Origin of the sequence: Pseudoalteromonas sp. Bsw20308 (assembly GCF_000310105.2) — a bacterium.
Classification (GTDB): domain Bacteria; phylum Pseudomonadota; class Gammaproteobacteria; order Enterobacterales; family Alteromonadaceae; genus Pseudoalteromonas; species Pseudoalteromonas fuliginea.
The window spans coordinates 2,107,544-2,132,203 of the sequence record NZ_CP013138.1 but is presented as its reverse complement, the minus strand read 5'-3'; the positions used below and the strand labels follow the sequence as shown (position 1 = coordinate 2,132,203).

The 24,660-nt window shown below is 39.0% G+C and carries 22 protein-coding genes; 14 read left to right on the top strand and 8 right to left on the bottom strand.

What is annotated here, in order from left to right; genetic code table 11:
• Positions 1–149 precede the first annotated feature (149 nt).
• From serC to D172_RS09150, 9 genes are all read left to right on the top strand, one after another.
• The gene (gene serC, locus D172_RS09190; protein WP_033016435.1) at positions 150–1,232 is read left to right on the top strand and encodes a 3-phosphoserine/phosphohydroxythreonine transaminase; all 1,083 of its coding nucleotides are present in this window, start codon (positions 150–152) and stop codon (positions 1,230–1,232) included.
• Entirely contained in the window at positions 1,232–2,509 is a 1,278-nt protein-coding gene (gene aroA, locus D172_RS09185) for a 3-phosphoshikimate 1-carboxyvinyltransferase (protein ID WP_007376599.1), read from the top strand. The genes serC and aroA overlap by 1 nt, the downstream gene beginning before the upstream one ends.
• A gap of 106 nt (positions 2,510–2,615) precedes the next feature.
• The gene (cmk, locus tag D172_RS09180) at positions 2,616–3,326 is read left to right on the top strand and encodes a (d)CMP kinase (protein ID WP_007376598.1); all 711 of its coding nucleotides are present in this window, start codon (positions 2,616–2,618) and stop codon (positions 3,324–3,326) included.
• A gap of 95 nt (positions 3,327–3,421) precedes the next feature.
• Positions 3,422–5,089: a 30S ribosomal protein S1 gene (rpsA, locus tag D172_RS09175; RefSeq protein WP_002961176.1), complete on the top strand. Its 1,668-nt coding sequence runs from the start codon at positions 3,422–3,424 to the stop codon at positions 5,087–5,089.
• A gap of 66 nt (positions 5,090–5,155) precedes the next feature.
• Positions 5,156–5,443 (top strand): integration host factor subunit beta, encoded by a 288-nt coding sequence (gene ihfB, locus D172_RS09170; protein WP_007376597.1) that lies wholly within the window; start codon positions 5,156–5,158, stop codon positions 5,441–5,443.
• A gap of 21 nt (positions 5,444–5,464) precedes the next feature.
• Positions 5,465–5,746 (top strand): lipopolysaccharide assembly protein LapA domain-containing protein, encoded by a 282-nt coding sequence (locus D172_RS09165; RefSeq protein ID WP_007376596.1) that lies wholly within the window; start codon positions 5,465–5,467, stop codon positions 5,744–5,746.
• Between the two features lie 2 nt (positions 5,747–5,748).
• The gene (lapB, locus tag D172_RS09160; protein ID WP_007376595.1) at positions 5,749–6,885 is read left to right on the top strand and encodes a lipopolysaccharide assembly protein LapB; all 1,137 of its coding nucleotides are present in this window, start codon (positions 5,749–5,751) and stop codon (positions 6,883–6,885) included.
• A 187-nt stretch (positions 6,886–7,072) separates the two neighbouring features.
• On the top strand, positions 7,073–7,777 hold the full coding sequence (gene pyrF, locus D172_RS09155; protein ID WP_007376594.1) for an orotidine-5'-phosphate decarboxylase: 705 nt from the start codon (positions 7,073–7,075) through the stop codon (positions 7,775–7,777).
• A gap of 92 nt (positions 7,778–7,869) precedes the next feature.
• The gene (locus tag D172_RS09150) at positions 7,870–8,244 is read left to right on the top strand and encodes a hypothetical protein (protein WP_007376593.1); all 375 of its coding nucleotides are present in this window, start codon (positions 7,870–7,872) and stop codon (positions 8,242–8,244) included.
• A 107-nt stretch (positions 8,245–8,351) separates the two neighbouring features.
• On the opposite strand, the gene D172_RS09145 is transcribed toward D172_RS09150, so the two are convergent.
• Positions 8,352–9,182, bottom strand: a complete 831-nt coding sequence (locus D172_RS09145; RefSeq protein WP_007376592.1) for a CvfB family protein — start codon at positions 9,180–9,182, stop codon at positions 8,352–8,354.
• Positions 9,183–9,184: 2 nt separating this feature from the next.
• Positions 9,185–10,513: a DEAD/DEAH box helicase gene (locus tag D172_RS09140; protein ID WP_002961190.1), complete on the bottom strand. Its 1,329-nt coding sequence runs from the start codon at positions 10,511–10,513 to the stop codon at positions 9,185–9,187.
• 208 nt (positions 10,514–10,721) lie between these two features.
• Here D172_RS09140 and D172_RS09135 point away from each other — a divergent pair, with 208 nt between their 5' ends.
• The 3 genes from D172_RS09135 to D172_RS09125 all read left to right on the top strand — a co-directional run bounded on the left by D172_RS09135 (position 10,722) and on the right by D172_RS09125 (position 14,487).
• Positions 10,722–11,729 (top strand): rhodanese-related sulfurtransferase, encoded by a 1,008-nt coding sequence (locus tag D172_RS09135; protein ID WP_002961191.1) that lies wholly within the window; start codon positions 10,722–10,724, stop codon positions 11,727–11,729.
• Between the two features lie 148 nt (positions 11,730–11,877).
• Entirely contained in the window at positions 11,878–13,773 is a 1,896-nt protein-coding gene (locus tag D172_RS09130; RefSeq protein ID WP_007376591.1) for a DUF294 nucleotidyltransferase-like domain-containing protein, read from the top strand.
• Positions 13,774–13,776: 3 nt separating this feature from the next.
• A complete protein-coding gene (locus D172_RS09125; RefSeq protein ID WP_007376590.1) occupies positions 13,777–14,487 on the top strand; it encodes a 3'-5' exonuclease in 711 nt (236 codons plus the stop codon).
• A 90-nt stretch (positions 14,488–14,577) separates the two neighbouring features.
• Here D172_RS09125 and D172_RS09120 read toward each other — a convergent pair whose 3' ends face one another.
• Positions 14,578–16,158, bottom strand: coding sequence for a BCCT family transporter (locus D172_RS09120; protein WP_007376589.1), 1,581 nt, complete (start codon positions 16,156–16,158; stop codon positions 14,578–14,580).
• Between the two features lie 894 nt (positions 16,159–17,052).
• Here D172_RS09120 and egtB point away from each other — a divergent pair.
• On the top strand, positions 17,053–18,324 hold the full coding sequence (gene egtB / locus D172_RS09115; RefSeq protein WP_007376588.1) for an ergothioneine biosynthesis protein EgtB: 1,272 nt from the start codon (positions 17,053–17,055) through the stop codon (positions 18,322–18,324).
• Entirely contained in the window at positions 18,321–19,295 is a 975-nt protein-coding gene (gene egtD / locus D172_RS09110) for an L-histidine N(alpha)-methyltransferase (protein WP_007376587.1), read from the top strand. Before egtB ends, egtD begins: the two co-directional genes overlap by 4 nt.
• Before the next feature lie 283 nt (positions 19,296–19,578).
• On the opposite strand, the gene D172_RS09105 is transcribed toward egtD, so the two are convergent.
• The 5 genes from D172_RS09105 to D172_RS09085 form a co-directional block, all read right to left on the bottom strand.
• On the bottom strand, positions 19,579–20,430 hold the full coding sequence (locus D172_RS09105) for a PhzF family phenazine biosynthesis protein (protein WP_007376586.1): 852 nt from the start codon (positions 20,428–20,430) through the stop codon (positions 19,579–19,581).
• Positions 20,414–22,087, bottom strand: coding sequence for an asparagine synthase B (asnB, locus tag D172_RS09100; RefSeq protein WP_007376585.1), 1,674 nt, complete (start codon positions 22,085–22,087; stop codon positions 20,414–20,416). Before asnB ends, D172_RS09105 begins: the two co-directional genes overlap by 17 nt.
• Positions 22,088–22,240: 153 nt before the next feature.
• Positions 22,241–22,909: a pyroglutamyl-peptidase I gene (gene pcp / locus D172_RS09095; protein WP_007376584.1), complete on the bottom strand. Its 669-nt coding sequence runs from the start codon at positions 22,907–22,909 to the stop codon at positions 22,241–22,243.
• Entirely contained in the window at positions 22,902–23,927 is a 1,026-nt protein-coding gene (locus D172_RS09090) for a DUF979 domain-containing protein (protein WP_007376583.1), read from the bottom strand. Before D172_RS09090 ends, pcp begins: the two co-directional genes overlap by 8 nt.
• Positions 23,924–24,634: a DUF969 domain-containing protein gene (locus D172_RS09085; RefSeq protein WP_007376582.1), complete on the bottom strand. Its 711-nt coding sequence runs from the start codon at positions 24,632–24,634 to the stop codon at positions 23,924–23,926. Before D172_RS09085 ends, D172_RS09090 begins: the two co-directional genes overlap by 4 nt.
• Positions 24,635–24,660 lie beyond the last annotated feature (26 nt).

The window sequence follows — 24,660 nt, the reverse complement described above, 5'->3', positions numbered from 1 at the left end:
AAAAAGCGGCCTTGGCCGCTTTTTTTAATGTTGTTGAAAAAAATTAATAGAGTGTGAAATTATATTCATTCATTAAAATCGTAAGGTTGAGTGGATGGGGATTATACGTTCATGCTTAGTAGTTAAATTACTGGAATGAGGCAAAGGTAATGAGTAAATATAATTTTTGTGCGGGACCGGCTATGCTTCCGCAAGCGGTTATGAAAAAAGCGCAAAAAGAGTTTCTAGATTGGCAAGACTTGGGTGTTTCTGTAATGGAAATGAGCCATCGCAGCAAAGAGTTTTTAGCATTAACTGCAAAGTGTGAAGCGAGTCTTCGCCGCTTAATGAATATCAGTGATGAATTTGAAGTGTTGTTTATGCACGGTGGAGGTCGTGGCCAATTTAGTGCTGTTCCTTTAAATTTGCACCAAGAAGGCAAAACAGCGTTTTATTGCGAGAATGGCGTATGGTCGAAAAGCGCCAGAGATGAAGCGAATAAGTTCACTCAAACGTCTTTTACGGATGTACGTAATGATGCTGATGGTGAATTTTCAATTAAAGACGTTGCTGACTGGGAATTACCAGAAGATGCGGCGTACATTCATTATTGCCCTAACGAAACGGTAGATGGACTCGAGATTTTTGATGTACCGAGTCACCCAACTGCGCCGATTGTTGCTGATATGTCATCGACTATTTTGTCTCGCGAAATAGACGTGAACAAATTTGATTTAATTTACGCTGGTGCGCAAAAAAATATCGGTCCATCGGGTATTTCAATCGTTATTGTTCGTAAAACACTACTTGAGCGTGAAGGGCTAGCAAAGCCTGGTATTTTAGATTACGCCCTTGAAGCAAAACAGGGCAGCATGTTTAACACGCCACCTACTTTTGCATGGTATTTAGCTGCCGAAGTCTTCGAATGGTTAGAGAGAAATGGCGGCGTAAAAGCCATGGAAACACAAAATATTGCAAAAGCTGAGCTACTGTATAATTTTATTGATAATTCTGACTTTTACTCAAATATAGTCGCTAAGCATTGTCGTTCACGTATGAATGTTCCTTTTTGGCTAAACGATGAAAGCTTAAATGAGCAGTTTGTAACTCAATCCAATGATGCGGGTTTACTTGCACTTGAAGGGCACCGAATTGTAGGCGGTATGCGTGCGAGTATTTATAACGCCATGCCACTTGAAGGTGTTCAAGCCCTAGTAGACTTTATGGCTGCCTTTGCTAAGGAGCACAGTTAATGGAACAGCTACGTTTAGAACCAATTACAAAAGTAAATGGCACGGTAACCCTACCAGGCTCAAAGAGCTTATCGAATAGGATTTTGCTCTTAGCAGCACTGGCAAGCGGTACTACCGTTGTTGAAAATTTGCTTGATAGCGATGATATACGCCATATGTTAGGTGCTTTAAAATTATTAGGTGTGCATGTAACTTTAAATGATGAGCGAACAGTCGCGACAGTAAACGGCGTTGGTGGCGTATTTAAAACGCCTAGCGAGCCATTGTTTTTAGGGAATGCCGGCACTGCTTACAGACCTTTAACGGCTGTACTTGCTGCTGTTACTGGTGAATATGAGTTAGTAGGCGAGCCGCGCATGGAAGAGCGTCCAATAGGGCATTTAGTTGATGCTCTTCAAGCATTGGGTGGTGATGTTACTTATACTAAACATAAAGACTATCCACCACTTAAGATTATGGGTGGGCAAATTAAGGGCGGCTCAGTTGAAATTGACGGTAGTATTTCAAGTCAATTTTTAACTGCATTACTAATGGCTGCACCTTTGTTTAGTGGTGATACAAATATAACCATTAAAGGTACCTTGGTTTCTAAACCATATATTGATATTACGCTTGATGTAATGGCACGTTTTGGTGTTAATGTTGAACACAGTAATTATGCAACTTTTAAAGTTAAAGGTGGTCAACAGTATCAATCACTCGATCGAATTATGGTTGAAGGGGATGCGTCTTCTGCTTCTTACTTTGTTGCTGCAGCTGCGATAGCGGGTGGTGAAATTGAGATTAAAGGTGTAGGTGCTAAATCGGTTCAAGGTGATATAGGCTTTGCCAAAGTAATGGAGCAAGTAGGCGCGAAAATCGATTGGTATGATGAGCGTTTAGTTGTTCGCAAAGGCGAATTAAAAGGCGTAGATATTGACGCTAATGCAATTCCTGATGCAGCTATGACACTCGCAACAGTTGCTCTTTTTGCTAAAGGTCCAACTGCCATTCGTAACATTTATAACTGGCGAGTAAAAGAAACAGACCGTTTATATGCAATGGCAACTGAGCTTAGAAAAGTAGGTGCAGACGTTGTAGAAGGGCATGATTTTATAGAAATTACACCACCTGAACATTTCAATGATGTAGCAATAGATACCTACGACGATCACCGTATAGCCATGTGCTTTGCCATGGTTGCTGTTGGCGGGAAACCTATAACGATTAATGATCCAAAGTGTACTTATAAGACATTTCCTACATTTTTCAATGTTTTAGCGTCAGTCAGTGAATAGGGCTTTTATAACTAATTATAAAAAGTTACACACTAATAGCAGATATATTTTTATAACTGGCGTATAATATGGCGGTTTATTTAGGTGTGCATTGCAGGAGGTTTAAATGCAGGCGTTATTAATGCCCGTGATCACCGTTGATGGCCCAAGTGGTTCAGGTAAAGGAACTGTTTGTCGCTTGTTAGCCGACAAGTTAGGGTGGGATGTATTAGATAGCGGTGCGATTTATCGCGTTTTATCTTTAGCTGCACTTCATCACCAAATTGCATTAGACAATGAAGAAGGGCTTGTCCCTCTTGCTGCAAATTTAGATGTGCAGTTTTTGGTAGATAGCCAAACTAATGCAGGAAAAGTTATTTTAGAAGGCGAAGATGTAACGACTACTATTCGTAATGAAGAAGTAGGCGCTGCGGCATCAAAGGTTGCAGCATTACCTCGCGTTCGTGAAGCATTATTACGTCGCCAGCGAGCGTTTCGTACTGAAAGTGGCTTAATTGCCGATGGTCGCGATATGGGGACTGTGGTTTTTCAAGATGCGCCGTTAAAAATTTATTTAACAGCAAGTGCAGAAGAGCGTGCTCGTAGGCGTTTTGTTGAGTTGAATACGCGCGGCCTTGATGTTACACTGAGTGGTCTATTACAGGACATTCAAGCTCGTGACGAGCGCGATATGAATCGTGCCGTTGCTCCGCTTGTGCCGGCAGACGATGCTATTGAACTCGATACTAGCGAACTCAATGCTCAGCAAGTGTTTGATAAAGTTATGACTTTATTAGATGTTGCGATATCTGAAGGTAAGCTTCCTAAACGAAGCTAAACACATTTTATGCACCAGCAGGATGCCAGTGCTATTTTAACAACCCCATGCAGCATGGTTGCTTATTGGTATTAATATATGAGACGTATATTCGTATGTCAGAAAATTTTGCGCAGTTATTTGAAGAAAGCTTAAAGGGTTTTGAAGCAGAGCAAGGCTCTATTGTTAAAGGTACAGTAATCTCTATCGAGAATAACATTGTACTTGTAGATGCTGGTCTTAAATCAGAAAGTGCTATCCCTGCAGAGCAGTTCAAAAATGCTGCTGGTGAACTTGAAGTTGCTGTTGGCGACGAAGTAGATGTTGCACTAGATGCAATTGAAGACGGTTTCGGTGAAACTATCCTTTCTCGTGAGAAAGCGAAGCGTCACGAAGCGTGGATCCGTCTTGAGAAAGCATGTGAAGAGCAAGAAACTGTTACCGGTGTTATCAACGGTAAAGTTAAAGGCGGTTTCACAGTTGAAGTTGATTCAATCCGTGCTTTCCTACCTGGTTCACTTGTTGATGTTCGTCCAGTACGTGACACAACTCACCTTGAAGGCAAAGAGCTTGAATTTAAAGTAATCAAGCTTGATCAAAAACGTAACAACGTTGTTGTTTCACGTCGTGCAGTTATCGAATCTGAAAACTCACAAGAACGTGAAGAGCTTCTTGCTAACCTTGTTGAAGGTCAAGAAGTTAAAGGTATCGTTAAGAACCTTACTGACTACGGTGCATTCGTTGACCTTGGTGGTGTTGATGGTCTACTACACATTACTGATATGGCTTGGAAGCGTGTTAAACACCCTTCAGAAATCGTTAATGTTGGCGACGAAATCGCAGTTAAAGTTCTAAAATTCGACAAAGATAAAACTCGTGTATCTCTAGGCCTTAAACAGCTTGGTGAAGATCCATGGGCAGCTATCGCTGGTCGTTACCCAGAAGGTTCTAAACTTTCTGGTCGTGTTACTAACCTTACAGATTACGGCTGTTTCGTGGAAATCGAAGAAGGCGTTGAAGGTTTAGTACACGTTTCTGAAATGGATTGGACTAACAAGAACATCCATCCTTCAAAAGTTGTAAGCCTTGGCGACACTGTTGAAGTTATGGTTTTAGAAATTGACGAAGAACGTCGTCGTATTTCTCTTGGTCTTAAGCAATGTATTGCTAATCCTTGGCAGGAATTTGCTCGTCTACAGAACAAAGGCGATCAAGTTACTGGTAAGATCAAATCAATCACTGACTTCGGTATCTTTATCGGTCTTGACGGTGGTATTGACGGTCTTGTACACCTTTCAGATATTTCTTGGAATACACCTGGCGAAGAAGCTGTACGTGAATTCAAGAAAGGCGACGAAATCACTGCTATCGTATTGCAAGTTGACCCAGAGCGTGAACGTATCTCTCTAGGTGTTAAGCAAATCGAAGCTGACCCATTCAATAACTACCTTGATGCAAACAAAAAAGGTGCTATTGTTAAAGGTAAAGTGACTGAAGTTGATGCGAAAGGCGCAACTGTTGAACTTATCGAAGGCGTTGAAGGTTACATCCGTGTAGCTGATATCGCTCAAGAACGCGTTGAAGATGCAACTACTGTTGTTTCTGTAGGCGACGAAATTGAAGTTAAATACGTTGGTGTTGATCGTAAGAACCGCACTTTAAGCTTATCTGTAAAAGCTCTTTTCGAAGCAGAAGAGAAAGAAGTACTAGAGAAGCTTAAGAAAGAAGAGCCAGTGTTTGAAAACGCAATGGCAGCTGCTTTCGCAAATGCACAAAAAGACTAATATATAATTAGTTTTAGTTGGAAGGGCATCTTTTGCCCTTCCTATATTTCTTTTTAAGGAAACGATATGACTAAGTCAGAATTGATAGAAACACTTGCGGAACAACACGCACACGTTCCAGTGAAAGATGTTGAGAATGCTGTAAAAGAAATTCTTGAACAAATGGCCGGCTCATTATCTACTTCAGATCGTATTGAGATCAGAGGTTTTGGTAGTTTCTCTTTGCATTTCCGTGCTCCTCGCACAGGTCGTAACCCTAAGACTGGCGATACAGTTGAGCTTGACGGAAAGCATGTACCTCATTTTAAACCGGGTAAAGAATTACGCGACCGCGTGAATGAAAGTATTGCCTAGTTAACTTAGTGGAGTAGTTACTTGTTTAAGGTCTTAAAAATTATTCTGGTTGCGCTATGCCTAATTAGCGCATTTGTATTGGGTTCTCAAAATCCACAATTAGTACAAATTAATTATATTATTGCCAGTAATACATTACCTTTAGCTGTAATAATAAGTATTTGCTTTTTACTGGGTGTTTTGATCGGTTTTTTTATTAGCTTTAAATTATTTTCACAATTGAAGTGGCAAAACTATCGGTTGAAAAAGTTATTAGTACCTGAAGAAGATAAAAAAAAGCTTGCTGCTAATAAAGACATTTAATTATGATTGAGCTTTTGTTTTTATTACTCCCTGTTGCAGCCGGTTACGGTTGGATTATGGGGAAAAACAGTGCTAAAAACCAAGCTCACTTACTTAATCGTCAGATTACCTCTGAATACAGTAAAGGCTTAAAGTTTTTACTCGATAGAGAAGAAGACCAGGGCTTAGAGCATTTAATTAACTTGCTTGAAGTTTCGGCTGATTCAGTCGAGCACTATTCTACACTTGCCACTATGTTTCGCCGTCGAGGTGAACTAGACCGCGCAATAAAAATCCATGAACTACTTTTAAAACACCCAAGCTTAAATGAACAACAAGCTGCAACAAGCCGTTTAGAACTTGCTGAAGACTATATTATGGCTGGTTTACTTGATGGTGCTGAAGAACATTTAGTCTGGCTAGTTAAAGCAGGACATGTTGAAGCGCTCGAACCTATTATAACTTTGTATTCGCAAACTCGCGAATGGGAAAAAGGTATTAATATGTTTGAAGCCCATAGCGAACTATTTTCTAAAGAACAGCAATTCAAAGCTATTGCTAATTTTTATTGCGAATCTGCTCTGAGTGATGATAATCCACAATTAATGAGAAAAGCAATTAGCTTAAATTATAAAGCAGTGCGTCCTCTTTACGAATTAGGTTTATTGGCTTATATAAAAGAAGACTACGTTAAAGCAATTTATTACTGGCGTGAACTTGTTACTCAATTTACTTTGTTTGCTCCGCTATTTATTGATCAGCTCGCACATAGTTATAAACAATTAAATTTAACGCATCAATTTCATGAGCTAGTAGGTGACTTGTTAGAAAAGGGCGGTGTATTAATAAAAATAAAACACTGCCAAGCTTTGCTAGAACAAGGGCATACAAAACAAGCTTTTGATTTTTTAACTGATAGTTTAAAACGTCAACCTACTATTCGTGGTTTTAGTTTTTTACTGCAATTGATGGGTGATCAAAACAAAAACACAAAAGAAGTACTGAATCAAATTGATAAATTGGTTACTTCTTACATAGCGACTAAACCTGACTTTCAATGTCAGCACTGTGGCTTTACTAGCTACACGATTTATTGGAATTGCCCTTCTTGTAAACATTGGGAAACTATTGTTCCAAGCAGAGGATTAGACGGATTTTAATAACCCCTTTAATAATACTGGATTTAAAGATGATCATTTTAGCAAATTAAACTGAGTGTTTACTTAGTTGAAATTTTTGTAAAACACAGTCTATATAAATTTCATTTATCAACACTTAAAATCACCTGCTGAAGATATCGCATTAGATCTATTTATAGTTACTTTATAGCCATACATTAGGATAGTTATGTCTTTTGAACACTCAAAAAAAATTCTTATAGCATTAGATTACGACGATCAACAAATAGCTCTAGACTTTGTTAAGCAACTTTCACCAGAGACATGTCGCCTTAAAGTTGGCAAAGAGATGTTTACTTATTTTGGTCCTACTTTTGTTAAAGAACTAATTGATTTAGGCTTTGATGTTTTCCTAGACTTAAAGTTTCATGACATTCCTAATACAGTTGCAAAGGCTGTGACTGCAGCTGCAAAAATGGGAGTATGGATGGTAAACGTTCATGCATCTGGTGGCTTTGAAATGATGAATAAAGCTAAAACGGCCCTAGAAAAATTTGGTGATAAAGCACCTTTGCTAATTGCTGTGACTGTTTTAACAAGCATGGATGAAAAAGAGCTTGAGCGTTTAGGTATTGATAAGCCGGCGAAAGAGCAAGTTATCTATTTAGCTAAACTTGCTCAAGAGGCTGGACTTGACGGTGTTGTATGTTCAGCACAAGAAGCTGAGGTACTTAAATCCGAGCTGGGGGAAAGCTTTAAACTTATCACTCCAGGTATTCGTCCAGAAGGGAGTGCAGCAGGCGATCAAAAGCGTATCATGACACCTAAGCAAGCCATTGATGCTGGTAGTGATTATTTAGTGATTGGACGGCCTATAACGCAATCTGAAAATCCTTTGAGAGTATTAACTGATATTAACAAGTCCATTGCCTAATTCAATAAAAAGTAGTTGTTAAGTGCTATGCCCTTACTTAATTGGTATATTATGCTACATTAATAGTATCAAAATTCAGTAGGGGATCTATTTTGAAGTCGTTTTTTGGTTTGGTTTTCATTATTATTGCGGGTTTTTTAGTTAACAAGTATGTTCTTTCAAGTAAAGCTTATGATGGCGTGACAAAGGTTACAGATATTATTTCTAGCTACCCTATTAACGTATATGATTTTAAAAAGACGATGGCTGATTACGCTTATCATTTATGTTATAAAAATGAAGGCGTCTTAAGTAACCATAATATTAGTATAAGTGAATGTGTTGATAATCACGATCAGCGAAAACAAGACTGTGACAAAAAGGTATTTCGTTTAGCACCACTTAATCTAGAAACTAAAGAAGATGCGCTTGATTATTCCAGGCAATATACGCAATGCACTTTACCTTATAAGTATATTTTAGGTTGATACACTTTCATTAATATTTTAGGTTTAATAAACGATAAAAACCTTATTTTCAAATCAACTAATCTAAAAAATTAAAGCGTTTAGTAAGTATACTAAACGCATTTTTGTTACTTCAAACGGATTGATTTTGCTTCAATATCTATTAACTCTTGTTTAAATAAGCCACCAATTGCTTTTTTATAATTAGCCTTACTGGTAGAAAACATCTTTTTTATTGCTTCAGGATCAGACTTATCACCAAGTGGAATAACACCGCCTTCGTTTTTAAGTTTTTGCATAATAGTTTCACCAAGGTCACTTACTTTTCCCATACCTGGCTTTTCTAGTACAACATCAATTTTTCCGTCGTCACGTACTTTTTGAATATAGCCTTTAAGCTTTTGGCCCACAAATAAGCTTTTAAATACCATATTGTAAAAAACAACACCGAAGTGCGACTCTTCAATTAATACTTTGTAGCCAATATCTGTTTTTCCAGCAACAATTAAATCCACTTCTTGTAAGTGAGTATATTGCGGCTCATCTTTTGACAGGAAACGATTAAAGTTGTTTGAGGCACAAATACGTTGGCTTGCATTATCAAGGTACAGACGTACTAAATAAGAATGGCCTTCTTGCATGCGTGGTTTTTGTTCATTAAAAGGTGCAAGCACATCCTTCTCAAGCCCCCAATCTAAAAACGCCCCAATACTATTTATTTCTTTAACGCGCAGTAGGGCATACTCGCCAACTTGAGCATGTGGTTTCTTTATTGTTGCTGTGGCCAAATTAGCATTGTCTAAAAAGATAAATACACTAATACTATCGCCCGCTTCAAGCTCATGTTTTATTTCTTGTTTTGGTAAAAATACTTCACCTAAATCATGGCCGTCTAAGTAAGCACCTTCGTTACTCACTTCTTTTACAAATAATGTTTGTGTGGTTCCTAGGTAACTCATAATTATTCCTGCTCAGGCTTTTTTTTACGGCGCATTGGTGTATCGCCATCAATGTTCATCGGTGCTTTAATTGGTGCTGTAGGCTTTTTAGGTTTGGCTTTGCGCTTAAATGCAGGCTTTTTAACAGCGGCGGCTTTTTCTTTAGATTTGTCCCACGCTGCCTCAGGTTTTTTCTCTTTTAAACCTTTAAACTTAGCTTTTAAGCTCTCTACGCTCGCAAATTTTAATTCGTCATTTAAAAATGCTTTAATAGCTAAATAACTTGCCCAATCTTTTGGGCCAACTAATGAAATTGCATTTCCTTTAAAGCCAGCACGTCCTGTACGACCTATGCGGTGTACATACTCTTCAGCGTGTTTTGGTAAATCAAAGTTAATAACGTGCGTTACGCTTAATAAATCTAAACCACGAGATGCAACGTCGGTGGTAATCAATATTTTAAAGTTTTCGCGACTAAACGAATCCATGATATCTAAACGTTTGTTTTGCGTTAAATCACCAGCAAGCGCCACAGATTTGAAGCCTTTAGCATTAAGCGCTTCACTCAAACGGCTCGTGTCAGAACGCGTTGCTGTGAAGATAATACATTGACCAACATCATCTTGGTTTAAAAAATGCTCTAATAGCGCTTCTTTATGATCAAGGTGATCGGCAAGGTATAACGTTTGTTTAATATCGCTATGTTGCTCATTTGCTGCACTTAGCGTAATTTGCTTTGGTTTTTTTAATAGGTTACGTGATAGAGCATCTACTTGTGCATGGTCAAGTGTTGCAGAAAACAATAACGTTTGACGTAAACGGTGATTAGCTTGCTCGTTAATCATTTTTAACTGCTCAGTAAAACCTAAATCTAAAATACGGTCGGCTTCATCAAAAATAAGCAGTTCTAGTCCGCTCAATTGTAATGAACGTTTTGTAATGTGATCAGCTAAACGCCCTGGTGTAGCAACTACGAATTGTGGGTCGTTTCTAAGTGCTTTTATTTGGTCATTAAAGTTTTCGCCACCAAGTATTTTTACGGCCTTAATGGCTGTGCCTGCAATTAATAAACGTAGCTGAGTAAATACTTGCGTAGCAAGCTCACGCGTAGGAGCAACAATAAGTACACGAGGATCGCGTTTACTGAGTGCTTTTTGTTTCATAACCCTTTGTACAGCAGGTAATAAAAACGCCAAGGTTTTGCCCGACCCAGTTTTAGACTGAGCGAAAATGTCATGCCCTGCAAGTGCGGTAGGCACTGCATGCGCTTGAATATCGGTGGGCTGGGTGATCCCTTGATGTGCTAGTTGTGTTTCAAGGCGTGTATCAATCCCAAGATCAGTAAACTGCAATGTGTGTTTCTCCAAAATGAGCAAATTAACTCTATAAATTTATCAGCGCATTATAGCTTACACAGCTAGGTCGCTAACAGTAAAAACCAATCTATAGCGCTATTTTTTGCAATTAAACTAAAAAAGCGTAAAATACGCGCCCCATATGCGCCGGATTTACGATTCGGTAAACGCCAATATTGGCTAACAAGGCAAAATAGGAAATATAATGACTGTTGTTCATAAAGATAATGTAACGGGCGATCACTTTGTAGTATGTGCGCTGTATAAGTTTGTAGGTTTACCTGAATTTGAAGCTATCCGTAAGCCATTACTAGAAGTGATGGAAGCAAATGAAGTACGCGGTACTTTATTGCTCGCTGCCGAAGGTATAAACGGCACTGTTTCTGCAAAACGTGAAGGGATAGACAACTTATTAGCATGGTTAGATGAGCAACCAAATTTAAAAAACATCGTTACAAAAGAATCTTACGACGATGAATGTCCGTTTTACCGCACTAAAGTAAAACTAAAAAAAGAAATTGTAACGATGGGCGTTGAAGGCGTAGATCCGCTTAAAGTTGTGGGTAGCTATGTAAAGCCAAATGAGTGGAACGCACTTATATCTGACCCTGAAGTAATTTTAATTGATACACGTAATGATTACGAAATTGAAATTGGTACATTTCAAAATGCGGTTGATCCAAATACTAAAACCTTTCGCGAATTTCCACAGTGGGCTAAAGAAAACTTAGACCCTGAAAAACACAAAAAAGTGGCGATGTTTTGTACCGGCGGTATCCGCTGCGAAAAATCGACAGCCTACATGAAAGAGCAAGGTTTTGATGAAGTTTATCACCTTGAAGGCGGTATTTTAAAATACCTAGAAGAAGTGCCAAAAGAAGAAACCATGTGGGAAGGCGAGTGTTTTGTATTTGATAATCGTGTTGCGGTTGATCACGACCTACAAAAAGGCTCTTATGATCAATGCCACGCGTGTCGTATGCCAATTACAGAAGACGAAAAGTTAAAGCCTGAATACATGGAAGGCGTTTCTTGTCATCACTGTATTGAAGAAGTAACGGACGAACAACGCGCACGTTTTGCAGAGCGCCAAAAGCAAATAGAACTAGCGCAAGCGCGCGGTGAGGGCCATATCGGTAATGAAGCACAAGCTGTTTTACAGCAACGTAAAGAAGCTAAAAAAGCCCAAAAAGACGCTCAGCGCGGTAAATAAATTTATACAATAAGTGTTACATTTAAAGAGTCTATTTAGGCTCTTTTTTTGTGCCCAAAATTGTGCAGTAATTGTTTTCACACCCCGATGATAGTGTTAGTCTGAAAAATAGATTTAGTCATTTTAATGCGCATACAGGAAGGGATTTATGCAAGCCGAACAAGTTGAAATCGCACAATTTTTAGCACAACATCCTCCTTTTGATGACTTACCTCAAAAAGCGCTTAATGAGCTAGCTCAACAAGTAGAAGTGGCTTATTTCAGAGCTCAAACAGATATTTTGAGTTTTGGACAAGACATTTCTGATTTGTATGTAATTAGAAGTGGCTCTGTAGAAATGTATCGCCGAAATGGCGAGCTGTACAATCGTTTGGCTACCGCAGGTATATTTGGTCAAATGGGTTTATTGATGAACCGTAAGGTGCGTTTTCCTGCAACTGCTCTGGAAGATACGTTAGTGTATTGCATAAATGTTGAGCTATTTAATCGTTACTGTGATGAGTTTGATGCGTTTGCTGATTACTTCGAAACAGACGGTAACGTGCGTTTGCATCAAGCTATTGTCGAGCAAGCCGATGGTAATGACCTGACAACCGCGAAGGTAAAATCATTAATTCACAGAGATGTAGTCACCGTAGATGCAACTTCTACGATACAAGATATCGCTAAATTAATGACCGAAGAGGCGGTATCGTCAGTGTTGGTAACAGATGTAAATAAACCCATAAACGACGATCCTGAGGAAGATGATGGACAAGTAGTTGGTATAATAACTGATAGGGATATACGCACTAAAGTAGTGGCTAAAGGGCTTGGCTTTAACACGCAAGCAAAAGATATTATGTCCACTAACTTAGTGCTTTTAGATGCTAATGACTATATTTTCGAAGCTGTATTGGCCATGCTTAGAGATAACTTACATCATTTGCCAGTCGTACAGAAAAGACGCCCAATTGGAGTTATCTCCCTCTCTGATATTTTACGTTATGAATCCCAAAGCAGCTTACTGTTAGTGCGTGGCATACTGGCTCAACAAACAATAGAGGATTTGGCGCATTATGCGCGCCAATTGCCCAATGTGTTTGTTCGTATGGTGAATGAAGATGCAAACTCACACATGGTTGGTACAGCCATGGCTGTTATAGGGCGTACATTTAAACAAAGACTACTTGTATTAGCAGAAGAAAAGTTTGGTCCACCTCCCGTTCCTTATTGTTTTATTGCTCTGGGCTCAATGGCTCGAGACGAGCAACTTATTGTAACCGATCAAGACAACGCGCTTATTTTAGATGACAGTTACGACGACGAGAAACATAACGCGTATTTTCAAAATATTGCCGATTTTGTGTGTGATGGCTTAGCGCAGTGTGGTTACACCTACTGTGATGGAGAAATTATGGCCTCATTTAAAAAATGGCGTAAAACTCGCTCACAGTGGTTCGATCAATTTGCAGACTGGATAGCGCAGCCAAAACCACAAGCGCTGCTTAATAGCGCTATATTTTTTGATTTAGACGGTGTGTGGGGTAAAACTAAGTGGGCCGACGAGCTTAAAATATTTATAGCAAAACAAAGTAAAGTAAATCGCGTGTTTTTAGCTAATATGGCAGCAAATGCACGCAACAGAACACCTCCACTTGGCTTCTTTAAAGGCTTTGTTATGGAGCATAATGGCCAACATAAGCGCTCGATGAACCTAAAACGAAGAGGGACTGCACCTCTTTCTGATGTTATTCGGGTGCACGCATTAGCCATTGGTTCGCGTAAACAAAACTCGTTTGAGCGATTAGAAGATATTATTGACGCAAAACTTTTACCACAGGGCAAAGCGCAAGATTTACGTGATGCACTTGAGTACATTGCCATGATGCGAATTCGCCATCAAGCGTGGCAAATAGAGAAGGGCGAAGAGCCCGATAACGACTTAGACCCACATTTACTTTCTCCGTTCGAGCAACGAAACTTAAAAGAGGCGTTCGCTATTTTAGAAAAAGCACAAAGCTATTTAAAATTTAGCTACACAGCAAACTCTGGTATGAAGTAGCCTATGAATCCGCGTAATCATAAAGCAATTAATTGGCAAGCTAGGTATAACGAGCTTGCAAATAGCACCAAAAATAAACTCTTAAAACACTTTTATGCGGGTGCTTATAATCAAGACAAAGCTGCAATAAAAGACGTACCTTTTGTAGCAATGGATTTTGAAACAACAGGCTTAAATAGCCAAAACGACGATATAGTGAGTGTTGGTTTAGTGCCGTTCAATTTAGAGCGCATTTATTGTAAGCACAGTCGGCATTGGGTTGTGCAGCCTAGGCGTAATCTTCATGAAGAGTCTATTTTAATACATGGAATAACGCACTCTGAGGTAAATGAGGCCCCTGACTTTAATCAAATTATAGAGCCTTTACTTGAAGCGCTCAGTGGTAAAGTTGTCGTGGTGCATTACGCTGCAATAGAGCGCCACTTTTTAAACAATGCTTTATTACTAAGACTTAAAGAAGGGATTGAGTTTGCACTGGTAGATACAATGGAAATAGAAAAAAGAGCACTAAAAGCAAGGCAAGGGTTATTAGGGCGGCTGTTTAACACAAAATTAGGTTCTCTTAGACTAACAGATTGCCGTGCGCGTTATTCTCTACCTGCATATCAAAATCACAATGCGCTAACGGATGCACTTGCTACAGCTGAGCTTTTACAAGCGCAACTGAGTCACCATTATCGTGTAGACACGCCCATTTCAGAGTTATGGCTATAAGCGCATACAATTTAAAGTTATTAAACAAAAAAAACGCCGCAAAATTGCGGCGCTTTCGTTACTAGCTAAAAGTGTTACTTACTAAAAGTATTACTTAACTGGGCGAGGCTCAGTTCGTAAACCTAAAACTAAGCTTAAACACATAAACAACAATACAATAGTAAATGGCAACCCTGTAGAGACAGCGCCTGCTTGTAGTGCTTCAATTGCTTGTGTGCCACCAATCCAAAGTAAAGCAGCTGCAATTGCGCCCTCAACCGATGCCCAAAATATACGTTGTGGTACCGGTGCATCAATTTTACCGCCAGCTGTAATTGAATCAATTACTAATGAACCAGAGTCAGATGACGTAATGAAAAATACCAACACTAATAAAATTGCAATAAACGATAAAATATTTGATAGAGGTAATTCATCAAGCATTTGGAACATAGCTAAAGGTACTTCAGTTAAACCATTAGTGCCTAACGCACCAACACCATTAACTACTTGATCAATCGCAATACCGCCGTAAATAGACATCCATAAAACAGTAACTAGAGTAGGGATTAGTAAAACCGCAATTAAGAATTCACGAATTGTACGACCGCGAGATACACGCGCGATAAACATACCTACAAACGGAGACCAGGAAATCCACCAAGCCCAGTAAAACACAGTCCAACCATGCATCCACGTTTCGTCTTCACGGCCGTGAGGATTACTCAATGGAATAATATTTTCTACATAGCCCATTACGGTAGTTGGTACATTACCCATTGCTACAGCAAAGCCTACTAAACAAACAAACAATAATAATGAAAACGCAATTAGCATATTTACATTACTTAGCAGTTTCACACCACCGTCAATACCACGAACCACAGAGACAATGGCTAAAAGTGTTACACCCGCAATAACTAGAATTTGAGAGCCAATGCCACCTTCTGTACCAAATACGTGGTTAATGCCTGCAGAAGCTTGCTGCGCACCTAAACCTAAAGATGTTGCAAGGCCAAATAACGTAGCAAGTACAGCTAAGATATCAATGATATGACCAGGCCAACCCCACGCTCTATCACCTAATATAGGGTAAAAAATAGAACGAATTGAAAGCGGTAAACCTTTGTTATAGGTAAAAAACGCAAGAGATAAACCAACAACAGCGTAAATAGCCCAAGGGTGAAGACCCCAATGAAACATAGTTGCGCCCATTGCTAATTTTGCAGCTTCTGGTGTGTTAGCGGCTACATTAAGCGGTGTTTCGTACCAACCAGTAAAGTAAGCAACTGGTTCAGCAACGCCCCAAAACATAAGGCCGATACCCATACCCGCAGCAAATAACATAGCAAGCCATGAAACGCGAGAGTGAGAAGGTTTAGCGTCATCACCACCAAGGCGAATATTACCGTAAGGAGAAACAATAAGTGCTAAACAAAAGAGTACAAAGAAGTTAGCAGCCCACATAAATAGGGCATCAAAATTATTAATAATATCGGTCTTGATACTATCAAGCGCTGTTTTTGCAGTTTGTGGGTCGGTAACAAGTATGGCGATTAAAAAGATGACAATCAGGCCCGCACTAGTTCCAAAAACAGGGTTGTGTATATCAAAACCCCACTTTTGTACGTTGTCCTGACCTACGGTGTAGTCCGTATTGTCAATACTATATTTGTCATGATTTTCCTTCATGCAATACCTCTTTAGTTGTCCTAACAAGCCAAAATAAATTCGGCGTCATATCGAATTACATTAGTCTTTAAATATTAAATAAAAAGTAATACCGTAATTATTTGAAGACTAACTAATTTGAATAGTGATCATACAGCTAGTAGTGTATGAGTTAAATATTAAATGTAAATGAATTTGTATTTAAAACGCTGTTTATATGGCCAAATTCATGATTCTTTCATTTAAAAGCCCTAAATTTAAAAATTCAGTGAACGTTAAAATTTAGTTTGCTATTAAAAGTATTAATTTACTTGGTTAAGTAAAAAAAGATCATTTTTAAGTATCTTAATTAATGCTTAAATATTAGGGCTTGTTAGTCTTTTAGGATTGAAATTTGTTTAATTTAGGCGCAATTTAATCGCTCCTAGATTTATAGCTTAGCGGTTCGGTAACAGCTTATGCGTTATTTCTCATGCTTGCATGCACGTAAAAATAATCAAAAGCCGGCTAGCAAGGAGCAAATTTTTCTTCAAGGCTATTATAAATTTATAAGCTGATAAGCATCTTTAATCAAGTTGTAATATGAATATGATTTAACACAACATTAGGGTATGTTGAATTTTGGCGATTGAATTTGCAGTAGTGTGTTTGGTTTTTAGGCAAGGCAGAGGCTATGTAGTGTGGTCATTCCCCATAAATAGGCGATAACGCTGCATAAATACCAAACATACACTGCCCTTTGGGTTCTTTCTAGGGACGATTAACTCTTTGTTACTCGGTTTTTACTTAGCCCACTAGGTTACAAACCTCGTACCGCGATTTAATCGCCCCTAGATTGAACAAATTTCAATCCAAAAAGCTCAGCATGCCCTAAGCTATATTTTATAAATAGATAGGCAAAGGATTATTACTATTATGCGTGAAAGCGTTACAAACGATACCAATCAAAACGAACTTGTTAAACGCTTTTGCAGCGTTAGAGACGAAAGCCTAGCTATTATCGAACCACTCACTGTAGAAGATTGTCAATTACAAGCTATGGCAGATGCTAGTCCTACTAAATGGCATTTAGCGCATACCACGTGGTTTTTTGAAACGTTTTTACTTAGTGTTCATTGTAAACAGTACGCAGTGTTTAACCCTCACTATAAAATGCTTTTTAATTCTTACTACAATGGGATTGGAGAGCAATTTAAACGGGCAAACAGAGGAAGCTTATCTAGGCCAGGTTTAGAGGAGGTGCTAGCTTACAGAGAACATGTAGATAGCCGCGTGATTGAATTACTTAAGACTGACGTTAACCCGCACATTAAAGATATTATTGAACTTGGGTTACACCACGAGCAACAGCATCAAGAGCTAATGCTTATGGATATTAAATATAACTTTTCAGTAAATCCATTATTTCCTCAATATAAAACATCGCTTTTAAATAGCCAAAAAAAATCAGCTGATATTAAACCCCTTAATTTTATCAATTTTGAACAAGCCATTATTAATATTGGCACAAATGCCGACGATGAATTTGCATATGATAACGAGTGCCCCAAACACCAAGTACTAATTCATCCATTCAGTTTTGCTAATAGATTGGTCACTAATGGTGAATATTTAGACTTAATAAATGCCGGTGGATATAGCAATCCACAATATTGGTTAAGCGACGGTTGGGCGCATATTCAAAACACTCGTTTAACGCATCCATTATATTGGCATTGCATAAATAACGAATGGTTTGAGTTTACACACTACGGATTGCAGCCTTTAAATTTAAGTGCACCCATCAGCCATGTTAGTTATTTTGAGGCCAGCGCCTATGCTAATTTTGTAAAGGCTCGCTTGCCTACAGAGTTCGAATGGGAATATGCAGCTAAAAATACATCTTTAACAGACACTAATAATAACTACTTAACACCACAACAAGCAAAAGATGATACCGAAATAAACCAGTTAACGGATTCATGTTGGCAATGGACAAACAGTGCATATTTACCATACCCCGGTTTTAAACCTATTGAAGGAGTAGCAGGGGAATACAATGGTAAATTTATGAATAACCAAATGGTGTTACGTGGTGGGTGTGTGTTTACCCCTCAAAACCATTTACGACAAACATACCGAAATTTTTATTACCCACATCAAGCGTGGATGTGCAGCGGGATAAGACTAGCTAAGGATATAGTATGAGCCAAGTAACAGCGATTAAAAAAAGTAACATAACCGACACTGAATTTTTAAACGACGTGATAAGCGGATTAACTCAACAACAAAAAACGCTGCCGTGTAAGTATTTTTACGATGATAAAGGTGCTGCATTATTCGAGCAAATAACATCCTTACAAGAGTATTATGTTACACGTATTGAGCTGTCTATTTTAGAGCAATACTCGCAGTCCATTGCTCAAATGCTACCTGAAAACCTCTCTATTATTGAGCCTGGGTGTGGTTCGGGTAAAAAGGTCGCGTATTTATTAGCGCATATGGCAAACGTAAAAACCTTCGTACCGTTTGAAATTTCTGAGGAGATGCTCAGTTATTCACTTGCACATTTGTCGCCATTATTTCCAGATTTGGCAATTTCGCCATTACTAGGAGACTTTACACATAATCAAATGGTTAAACAGCTAACCAAAGACACCGCTTTAGATAGTCAAACCAATTTGGTGTACTTTCCGGGCTCGACTCTTGGCAATTTTTCTCCAGTTAAAGCCATCGAGATTATGAATAATTTCCATCGCTTATGCGGTGTAAACGGTTATGTATTAATTGGGGTTGATTTAGTTAAAGAGCGCCAAGTGTTACTTGATGCATATAACGATAAACCGGGAGTTACCGCCGCATTTAATAAAAATTTACTACAACGTATTAATAACGAGCTAAACGGCACATTTAATATAGATAACTTTAGCCACGAGTCACGCTTTAACGAGCAACATAGCCGTATTGAAATGCATTTAGTAAGTAATTGCACTCAAAGCGTGATTATAAATGATCAGCAAATAGACTTTATAGAAGGTGAAAGTATCCATACAGAAAACTCTCACAAGTACACGCTCGAGTCGTTTAAGCAGCTAGCAGCGCAAGCTAATTTAAAGTTAGAGCAAACATGGCAAGACGATAGTAACTATTTTGCATTGTGCTTGTTAAGACCGCTATAAACGTTTACTTAATATGCTTAGGGCGTGTTGATCTTTGATAGTTGAATTTGCAGCAATATGTTTGGTTTTTTGGCAAGGCAGAGCCTATGAAGTGTGGTTATTCCACATAAATAGGCGATAACGCAGCATAAATGCCAAACATGTGCTGCCCTTCGGGTTCTGCCTAGGGGCGATAAACTCTTTGTTGCTCGATTTTTACTTAGCCCACTAGGTTACAAACCTCGCGCCGCGATTCAATCGCCCCTAGATTGAACAAATTTCAATTCGCAAAGGTCAACACGCCCTAGTAAATGACAACTTTAGCATTGTTAAACTCATAATTTAGCAATGCGCCATTATTTGATTGCTGTATAAGCTTAACTTTATTTAAACCATGTAGTCTAAATAGCAGAGGGGCAATAACAGTTATTGCTGAGCCCGTTGCACTGTCCTCATTTACTCCAAACTGGGGTGCAAAGTATCTAAAATGCGCTATGGCATTTTTCTTGTCTTTATTTTTTATACTAAGGGCAATTACTGCATTTTTGTGGAGTTTACTCAAAGCTTTAAAATCAACGTGTAAGCTTTTTAAATCGTCTTTACTAAATTCTTCATTAAATAATACAACCGTATAACCGTTTTTATCGCCGGTACTGTAGGCTGCTTTTATTGCTGATGAAAACACACTTTTTAACTCACCTGCAGCTAATTCGCTTTTTTTAGGCTCTATGCTTTTTAGTAATAACTGGGCGCGTTGTTTTTTTACTTTTATAGTAAAACGCTCATGACTCATTGATGTAAGTACTTCTGGGCAATAACCAAAATGCTTTATTAAAAAATTAGCGGCCGCTAAAGTGCCATGTCCACAGCGTTTAATTTCACTTGTTTGGTTAAACCAACGAATATTACAATGGCGTTTAGTTATCTCATTTTGATTTAAAAATACGGTAGCAGGGTGGTTTGATTGTGATGCAATATATTGCATTGTTTTTGATGTTAACCCATTTTTATAAATAACAATTAAAGCACTAGAGCCTTTTAAGTTATTTGCAGGGCTATAAAAAACAGATTCGGTGGAAGTGAGTTTTATAAAGCGAAGCGCAAGCCATTTGGGCTTACGCTTCGTTAAACAAAGAGTGTTAACCTTTGCTTGCATACGCGTCGTTATGAACGCCCGCAGCACGACCTGATGGATCTGCATTGTTTTGGAACGATGCGTCCCATGCAAGTGCTTCAGGAGTCGAACACGCTACCGATTTACCATGTGGCACACATTTAGCTGATGCATCACCCGGAAAGTGCGATTCAAAAATAGTACGGTAGTAGTAAGCTTCTTTTGAATCTGGCGTATTAATAGGGTATTTAAATTTAGCATTTGCAAGCTCTTGATCGCTCACTTGCTCGTTTACAAACTCTTTTAACGTATCAATCCAGCTGTAACCAACACCGTCTGAAAATTGCTCTTTTTGGCGCCATAAAACTTCATCAGGCAAGTAGCCATCAAAGCCTTCACGTAAAATGTGTTTTTCAATTTTGCCATCTTTACACATTTTAGCTTCAGGGTTGATACGCATAGCAACATCAACAAATTCTTTATCAAGGAACGGTACACGTGCTTCTACGCCCCATGCTGCCATTGATTTATTAGCACGTAAACAGTCAAACATATGCAGTTTTGATACTTTACGGTTTAGCTCTTCATGAAACTCTTGTGCATTAGGGGCTTTATGGAAGTATAAGTAACCACCAAATAGCTCATCAGCACCTTCGCCAGATAACACCATTTTAATGCCCATCGCTTTAATTTGGCGAGCCATTAGGTACATAGGTGTAGAGGCACGAATCGTTGTTACGTCGTAGGTTTCTATGTGGTAAATCACTTCACGTAATGCATCAATACCTTCTTGGATGGTAAAAATGATAGGGTGGTGAATAGTACCAATCATGTCAGCTACTTTTTGGGCCGCGGCTAAATCAGGTGAACCCTCAAGGCCTACTGAAAAAGAATGCAACTTAGGCCACCATGCATCGCTTTCGTCGTTATCTTCAATACGTTTTGCAGCAAAACGCTGGGTAATAGCAGAGATAACCGATGAGTCTAAACCACCAGAAAGTAATACACCGTAAGGCACGTCACACATTAGCTGGCGTTTAACGGCCGCTTCTAATGCATCTTTAACGTCTAGGGCTTGTGCGCTGTTATCTTTAACTGCATCAAATGTTTCCCAATCACGCTTGTAATAAGGTGTCATTTTGCCATCTTTGCTGTACAGGTAATGCCCAGGAGGAAATTCTTCAATATGCTTACAAATTGGAGAAAGTGCTTTTAGCTCAGAAGCAACGTAAAAGTTACCGTGCTCGTCGTGACCAGTGTAAAGCGGGATAATACCAATATGGTCACGGCCAATTAAGTAGGCGTCATTTTCTTCGTCGTATAAACAAAATGCAAAAATGCCATTTAGGTCATCTAAAAAGTCAGGCCCTTTTTGTTTGTACAGCGCTAAAATAACTTCACAGTCTGATTGAGTTTGAAAAGTAAAATCAACATCTAGCTCTGCTGCAAGTTCTTTATGATTATAAATCTCGCCGTTAACCGCTAAAATATTTGTTTTTTCAGGATTGTATAAAGGCTGTGCACCGCTTGATACACCAACAATAGCTAAACGCTCATGCACTAAAATAGCTTTTTCAGATGCGTATACACCAGACCAATCTGGACCTCGGTGTCTAAGCAGCTTTGACATTTCAATTGCTTGGGTACGCAATTGAGTGGGATCAGATTTTATATCTAATACCCCAAAAATTGAACACATAGTAACTCCTCATTCCTATTATGTGTGCAGCAAAGCCAATTTGCTGTGCTGCGAAACCTTGTTTTATCAGAAAAAATTACTCAAGTCACATAGCTTTTACAATTAATTAAGAATAATTTATGCACCAAGTTATATTTAACTGCACCAAAGTGGTTAATGTGTGGTGCCTGCTGCTATTTTTACGTCACTATTATTGTTCAAAGCTTGCGCAACCATCACTTTTAGCGCGTTAATAACGGTTTCCTCACTCATGCTTGGTGCGCCATTGTGGTGCACAGCTTGTCTTGGTAAATAAGGAATATGCACAAAGCCACCTTTCATTACAGCGCAGTGATCATTTATGTAATGCATAAGACCATACATAACGTGATTACACACATACGTGCCTGCCGTATTCGAAATGGCAGCTGGTATATTACTGTTGTGCAATGCTTGTAACATGCGCTTTATTGGTAAGTTTGTGAAATAGGCATCAGGGCCATTTTTTTCTATTGGTGTATCGACAGGTTGATTACCTGCATTGTCTTTAATACGTGCATCGTCAACGTTTATTGCTATTCGCTCTATTGATATTTCACTGCGCCCACCGGCTTGGCCTATACACAAAACAACCGCCGGATTGTGCGACTCAATGGCGTTTATAAGCTGACTGATAGACGTATTAAATTCACAGGCAAGTTCTAGTGTGCATATTTTGTGTTTCATGATGATAGTTTCATCAAGCTTTTGCACTGCTTGCCAAGAAGGATTTATAGCTTCGCCACCAAAAGGCGCAAAGCCGGTTATTAGTACACACGCCATTGAAGAAGTTGATTTAGTCATTAAACACCAAGCTATACATTAAAATAATATTAACGGCGAGTAAGGTAACTGCCGTCGGAATTTGAACCTTTATTACATGGTACTTATCTTTTAAGTCTAAAAGAGCGGCAGGAATAATATTAAAATTGGCTGCCATCGGCGTCATTAACGTACCGCAATAGCCGCTATACATACCTAGCGCTACTAAAGGTGCAGGGCTTGCGCCATGACCTTCAATTAAAAATGGCATCGCTATACCAGCAGTCATCACCGGAAATGCAGCAAACGCGTTACCCATAATCATGGTAAAAAATGCCATACCTATACAATACAAAACAACCAGCATAAAACGGTTATCAGGGGCTATAAATAAAGTAACTAGTTCTTTAATAGAGTCGCCTGTTTGCGCCACAATAAATACCCCACCAAGCATGGCTAGCATTTGCGGTAAAATGGCTGCCCAACCAATAGAATCTACTAAACGGCGTGATTCGCTCACGGCTTGAACAGGGCTACCACCGGTTATTTTCCAGCCAACAAGTAATGCAAAAATACATGCAATGGTTAAGGAGGCGAGCGTTAAATGGCGTTGATCAAGTAAGTAAACATTGTTTATAGCAACATTATCAAATAGTACAGTAAAGACTACGGTAACAATTGGGATCATTAAAGCGGGAATAAATAACTTATTGCCTAGAGTTTTAGCGCTTTGATTTTGAACCTGCTCGCTGGGAATAGAGTAACTTCCCATGGAAACTAAATTTAAGCCGGCTAATAAAGCAATGAGTAATACGCTAATACCCACCATTAAATACGTTGTTTGTGCACCAAGAGTTGCAATAGCAAAATCACCAAGTAAAAAGCTACTGCCAAATAGAAACCAAAATAGGGCGGTTGTAAGCCTTTTTGGATGATTTTTGTCTTGCAGGGTGCGTACTACTAAAAACATCACCATGATGCCAATAAGCAGGTATATGTTTTCAATGGTCACGAGTGCAGTGCTTGAGTGCGATACATCGGCATCAATTACTTTACTCATAGTATTGGCTCCGGTGCATTGTACTTTTGAACCGCTTTTGCAATTTTACTTTCGAGTCGAGCTAGTCTAAATAAGTGGATAACCAAGGCGCATAGCGCGGTAGGGATTGCCCATAAACCAATATGCAGCGGTTCAATACCGGTTATGCCGTTTTCTTTTAAAAATGCATCCATAAGTAAAACAGCACCAAAGGCTATAAATATGTCTTCCCCAAAAAATACCGCAATATTATCAACTGCCGCCGCATGGGCGCTGATCATATCTTTTACGGGTTTAGGCAATTCGCCATATTTATTTGTAGCAGCTCCTAATGCCATAGGAGCAAGCAAAGGGCGAACAGTTTGTGCTTGCCCACCGAGTGAGAGTAAACCAAGTGCAGCCGAGCATTCTCTAACAATAAAATAAAGAGCGAGTATACGCGCGCTGGTGGCTGTTTTAATTTGTGAAATCCAATCGCGGGCACGTTGTTGTAATCCATAACGTTCAAGCAGTGCAATAACAGGTAAAATTAAAATGAAGCTCGCTAATTGGCGCGAGTTCATAAACTTTTCGCCAAACGTTTGCAGCAAGCTGATAAAATCAAGATTGACAGCCCAGCCGGTCGCAAGTCCTGCAAAGGTAACCACTAGTAAAGGATTAAAGCGCAGTGCAAAACCGATTACTACAACAGGAATGCCAATAAGCGGCCAATAATTTAAATCGAACATAGTTTTCCTATTTATTTTTAGAATGT

Bases quoted from the DNA above. Each gene is read 5' to 3' on its own strand.
- serC (WP_033016435.1), top strand. From the start codon at position 150: ATGAGTAAATATAATTTTTGTGCGGGACCGGCTATGCTTCCGCAAGCG.
- aroA (WP_007376599.1), top strand. From the start codon at position 1,232: ATGGAACAGCTACGTTTAGAACCAATTACAAAAGTAAATGGCACGGTA.
- cmk (WP_007376598.1), top strand. From the start codon at position 2,616: ATGCAGGCGTTATTAATGCCCGTGATCACCGTTGATGGCCCAAGTGGT.
- rpsA (WP_002961176.1), top strand. From the start codon at position 3,422: ATGTCAGAAAATTTTGCGCAGTTATTTGAAGAAAGCTTAAAGGGTTTT.
- ihfB (WP_007376597.1), top strand. From the start codon at position 5,156: ATGACTAAGTCAGAATTGATAGAAACACTTGCGGAACAACACGCACAC.
- lapB (WP_007376595.1), top strand. From the start codon at position 5,749: ATGATTGAGCTTTTGTTTTTATTACTCCCTGTTGCAGCCGGTTACGGT.
- pyrF (WP_007376594.1), top strand. From the start codon at position 7,073: ATGTCTTTTGAACACTCAAAAAAAATTCTTATAGCATTAGATTACGAC.
- D172_RS09145 (WP_007376592.1), bottom strand. From the start codon at position 9,182: ATGAGTTACCTAGGAACCACACAAACATTATTTGTAAAAGAAGTGAGT.
- D172_RS09135 (WP_002961191.1), top strand. From the start codon at position 10,722: ATGACTGTTGTTCATAAAGATAATGTAACGGGCGATCACTTTGTAGTA.
- D172_RS09130 (WP_007376591.1), top strand. From the start codon at position 11,878: ATGCAAGCCGAACAAGTTGAAATCGCACAATTTTTAGCACAACATCCT.
- D172_RS09125 (WP_007376590.1), top strand. From the start codon at position 13,777: ATGAATCCGCGTAATCATAAAGCAATTAATTGGCAAGCTAGGTATAAC.
- D172_RS09120 (WP_007376589.1), bottom strand. From the start codon at position 16,158: ATGAAGGAAAATCATGACAAATATAGTATTGACAATACGGACTACACC.
- egtB (WP_007376588.1), top strand. From the start codon at position 17,053: ATGCGTGAAAGCGTTACAAACGATACCAATCAAAACGAACTTGTTAAA.
- egtD (WP_007376587.1), top strand. From the start codon at position 18,321: ATGAGCCAAGTAACAGCGATTAAAAAAAGTAACATAACCGACACTGAA.
- D172_RS09105 (WP_007376586.1), bottom strand. From the start codon at position 20,430: ATGCAAGCAAAGGTTAACACTCTTTGTTTAACGAAGCGTAAGCCCAAA.
- asnB (WP_007376585.1), bottom strand. From the start codon at position 22,087: ATGTGTTCAATTTTTGGGGTATTAGATATAAAATCTGATCCCACTCAA.
- pcp (WP_007376584.1), bottom strand. From the start codon at position 22,909: ATGACTAAATCAACTTCTTCAATGGCGTGTGTACTAATAACCGGCTTT.
- D172_RS09090 (WP_007376583.1), bottom strand. From the start codon at position 23,927: ATGAGTAAAGTAATTGATGCCGATGTATCGCACTCAAGCACTGCACTC.
- D172_RS09085 (WP_007376582.1), bottom strand. From the start codon at position 24,634: ATGTTCGATTTAAATTATTGGCCGCTTATTGGCATTCCTGTTGTAGTA.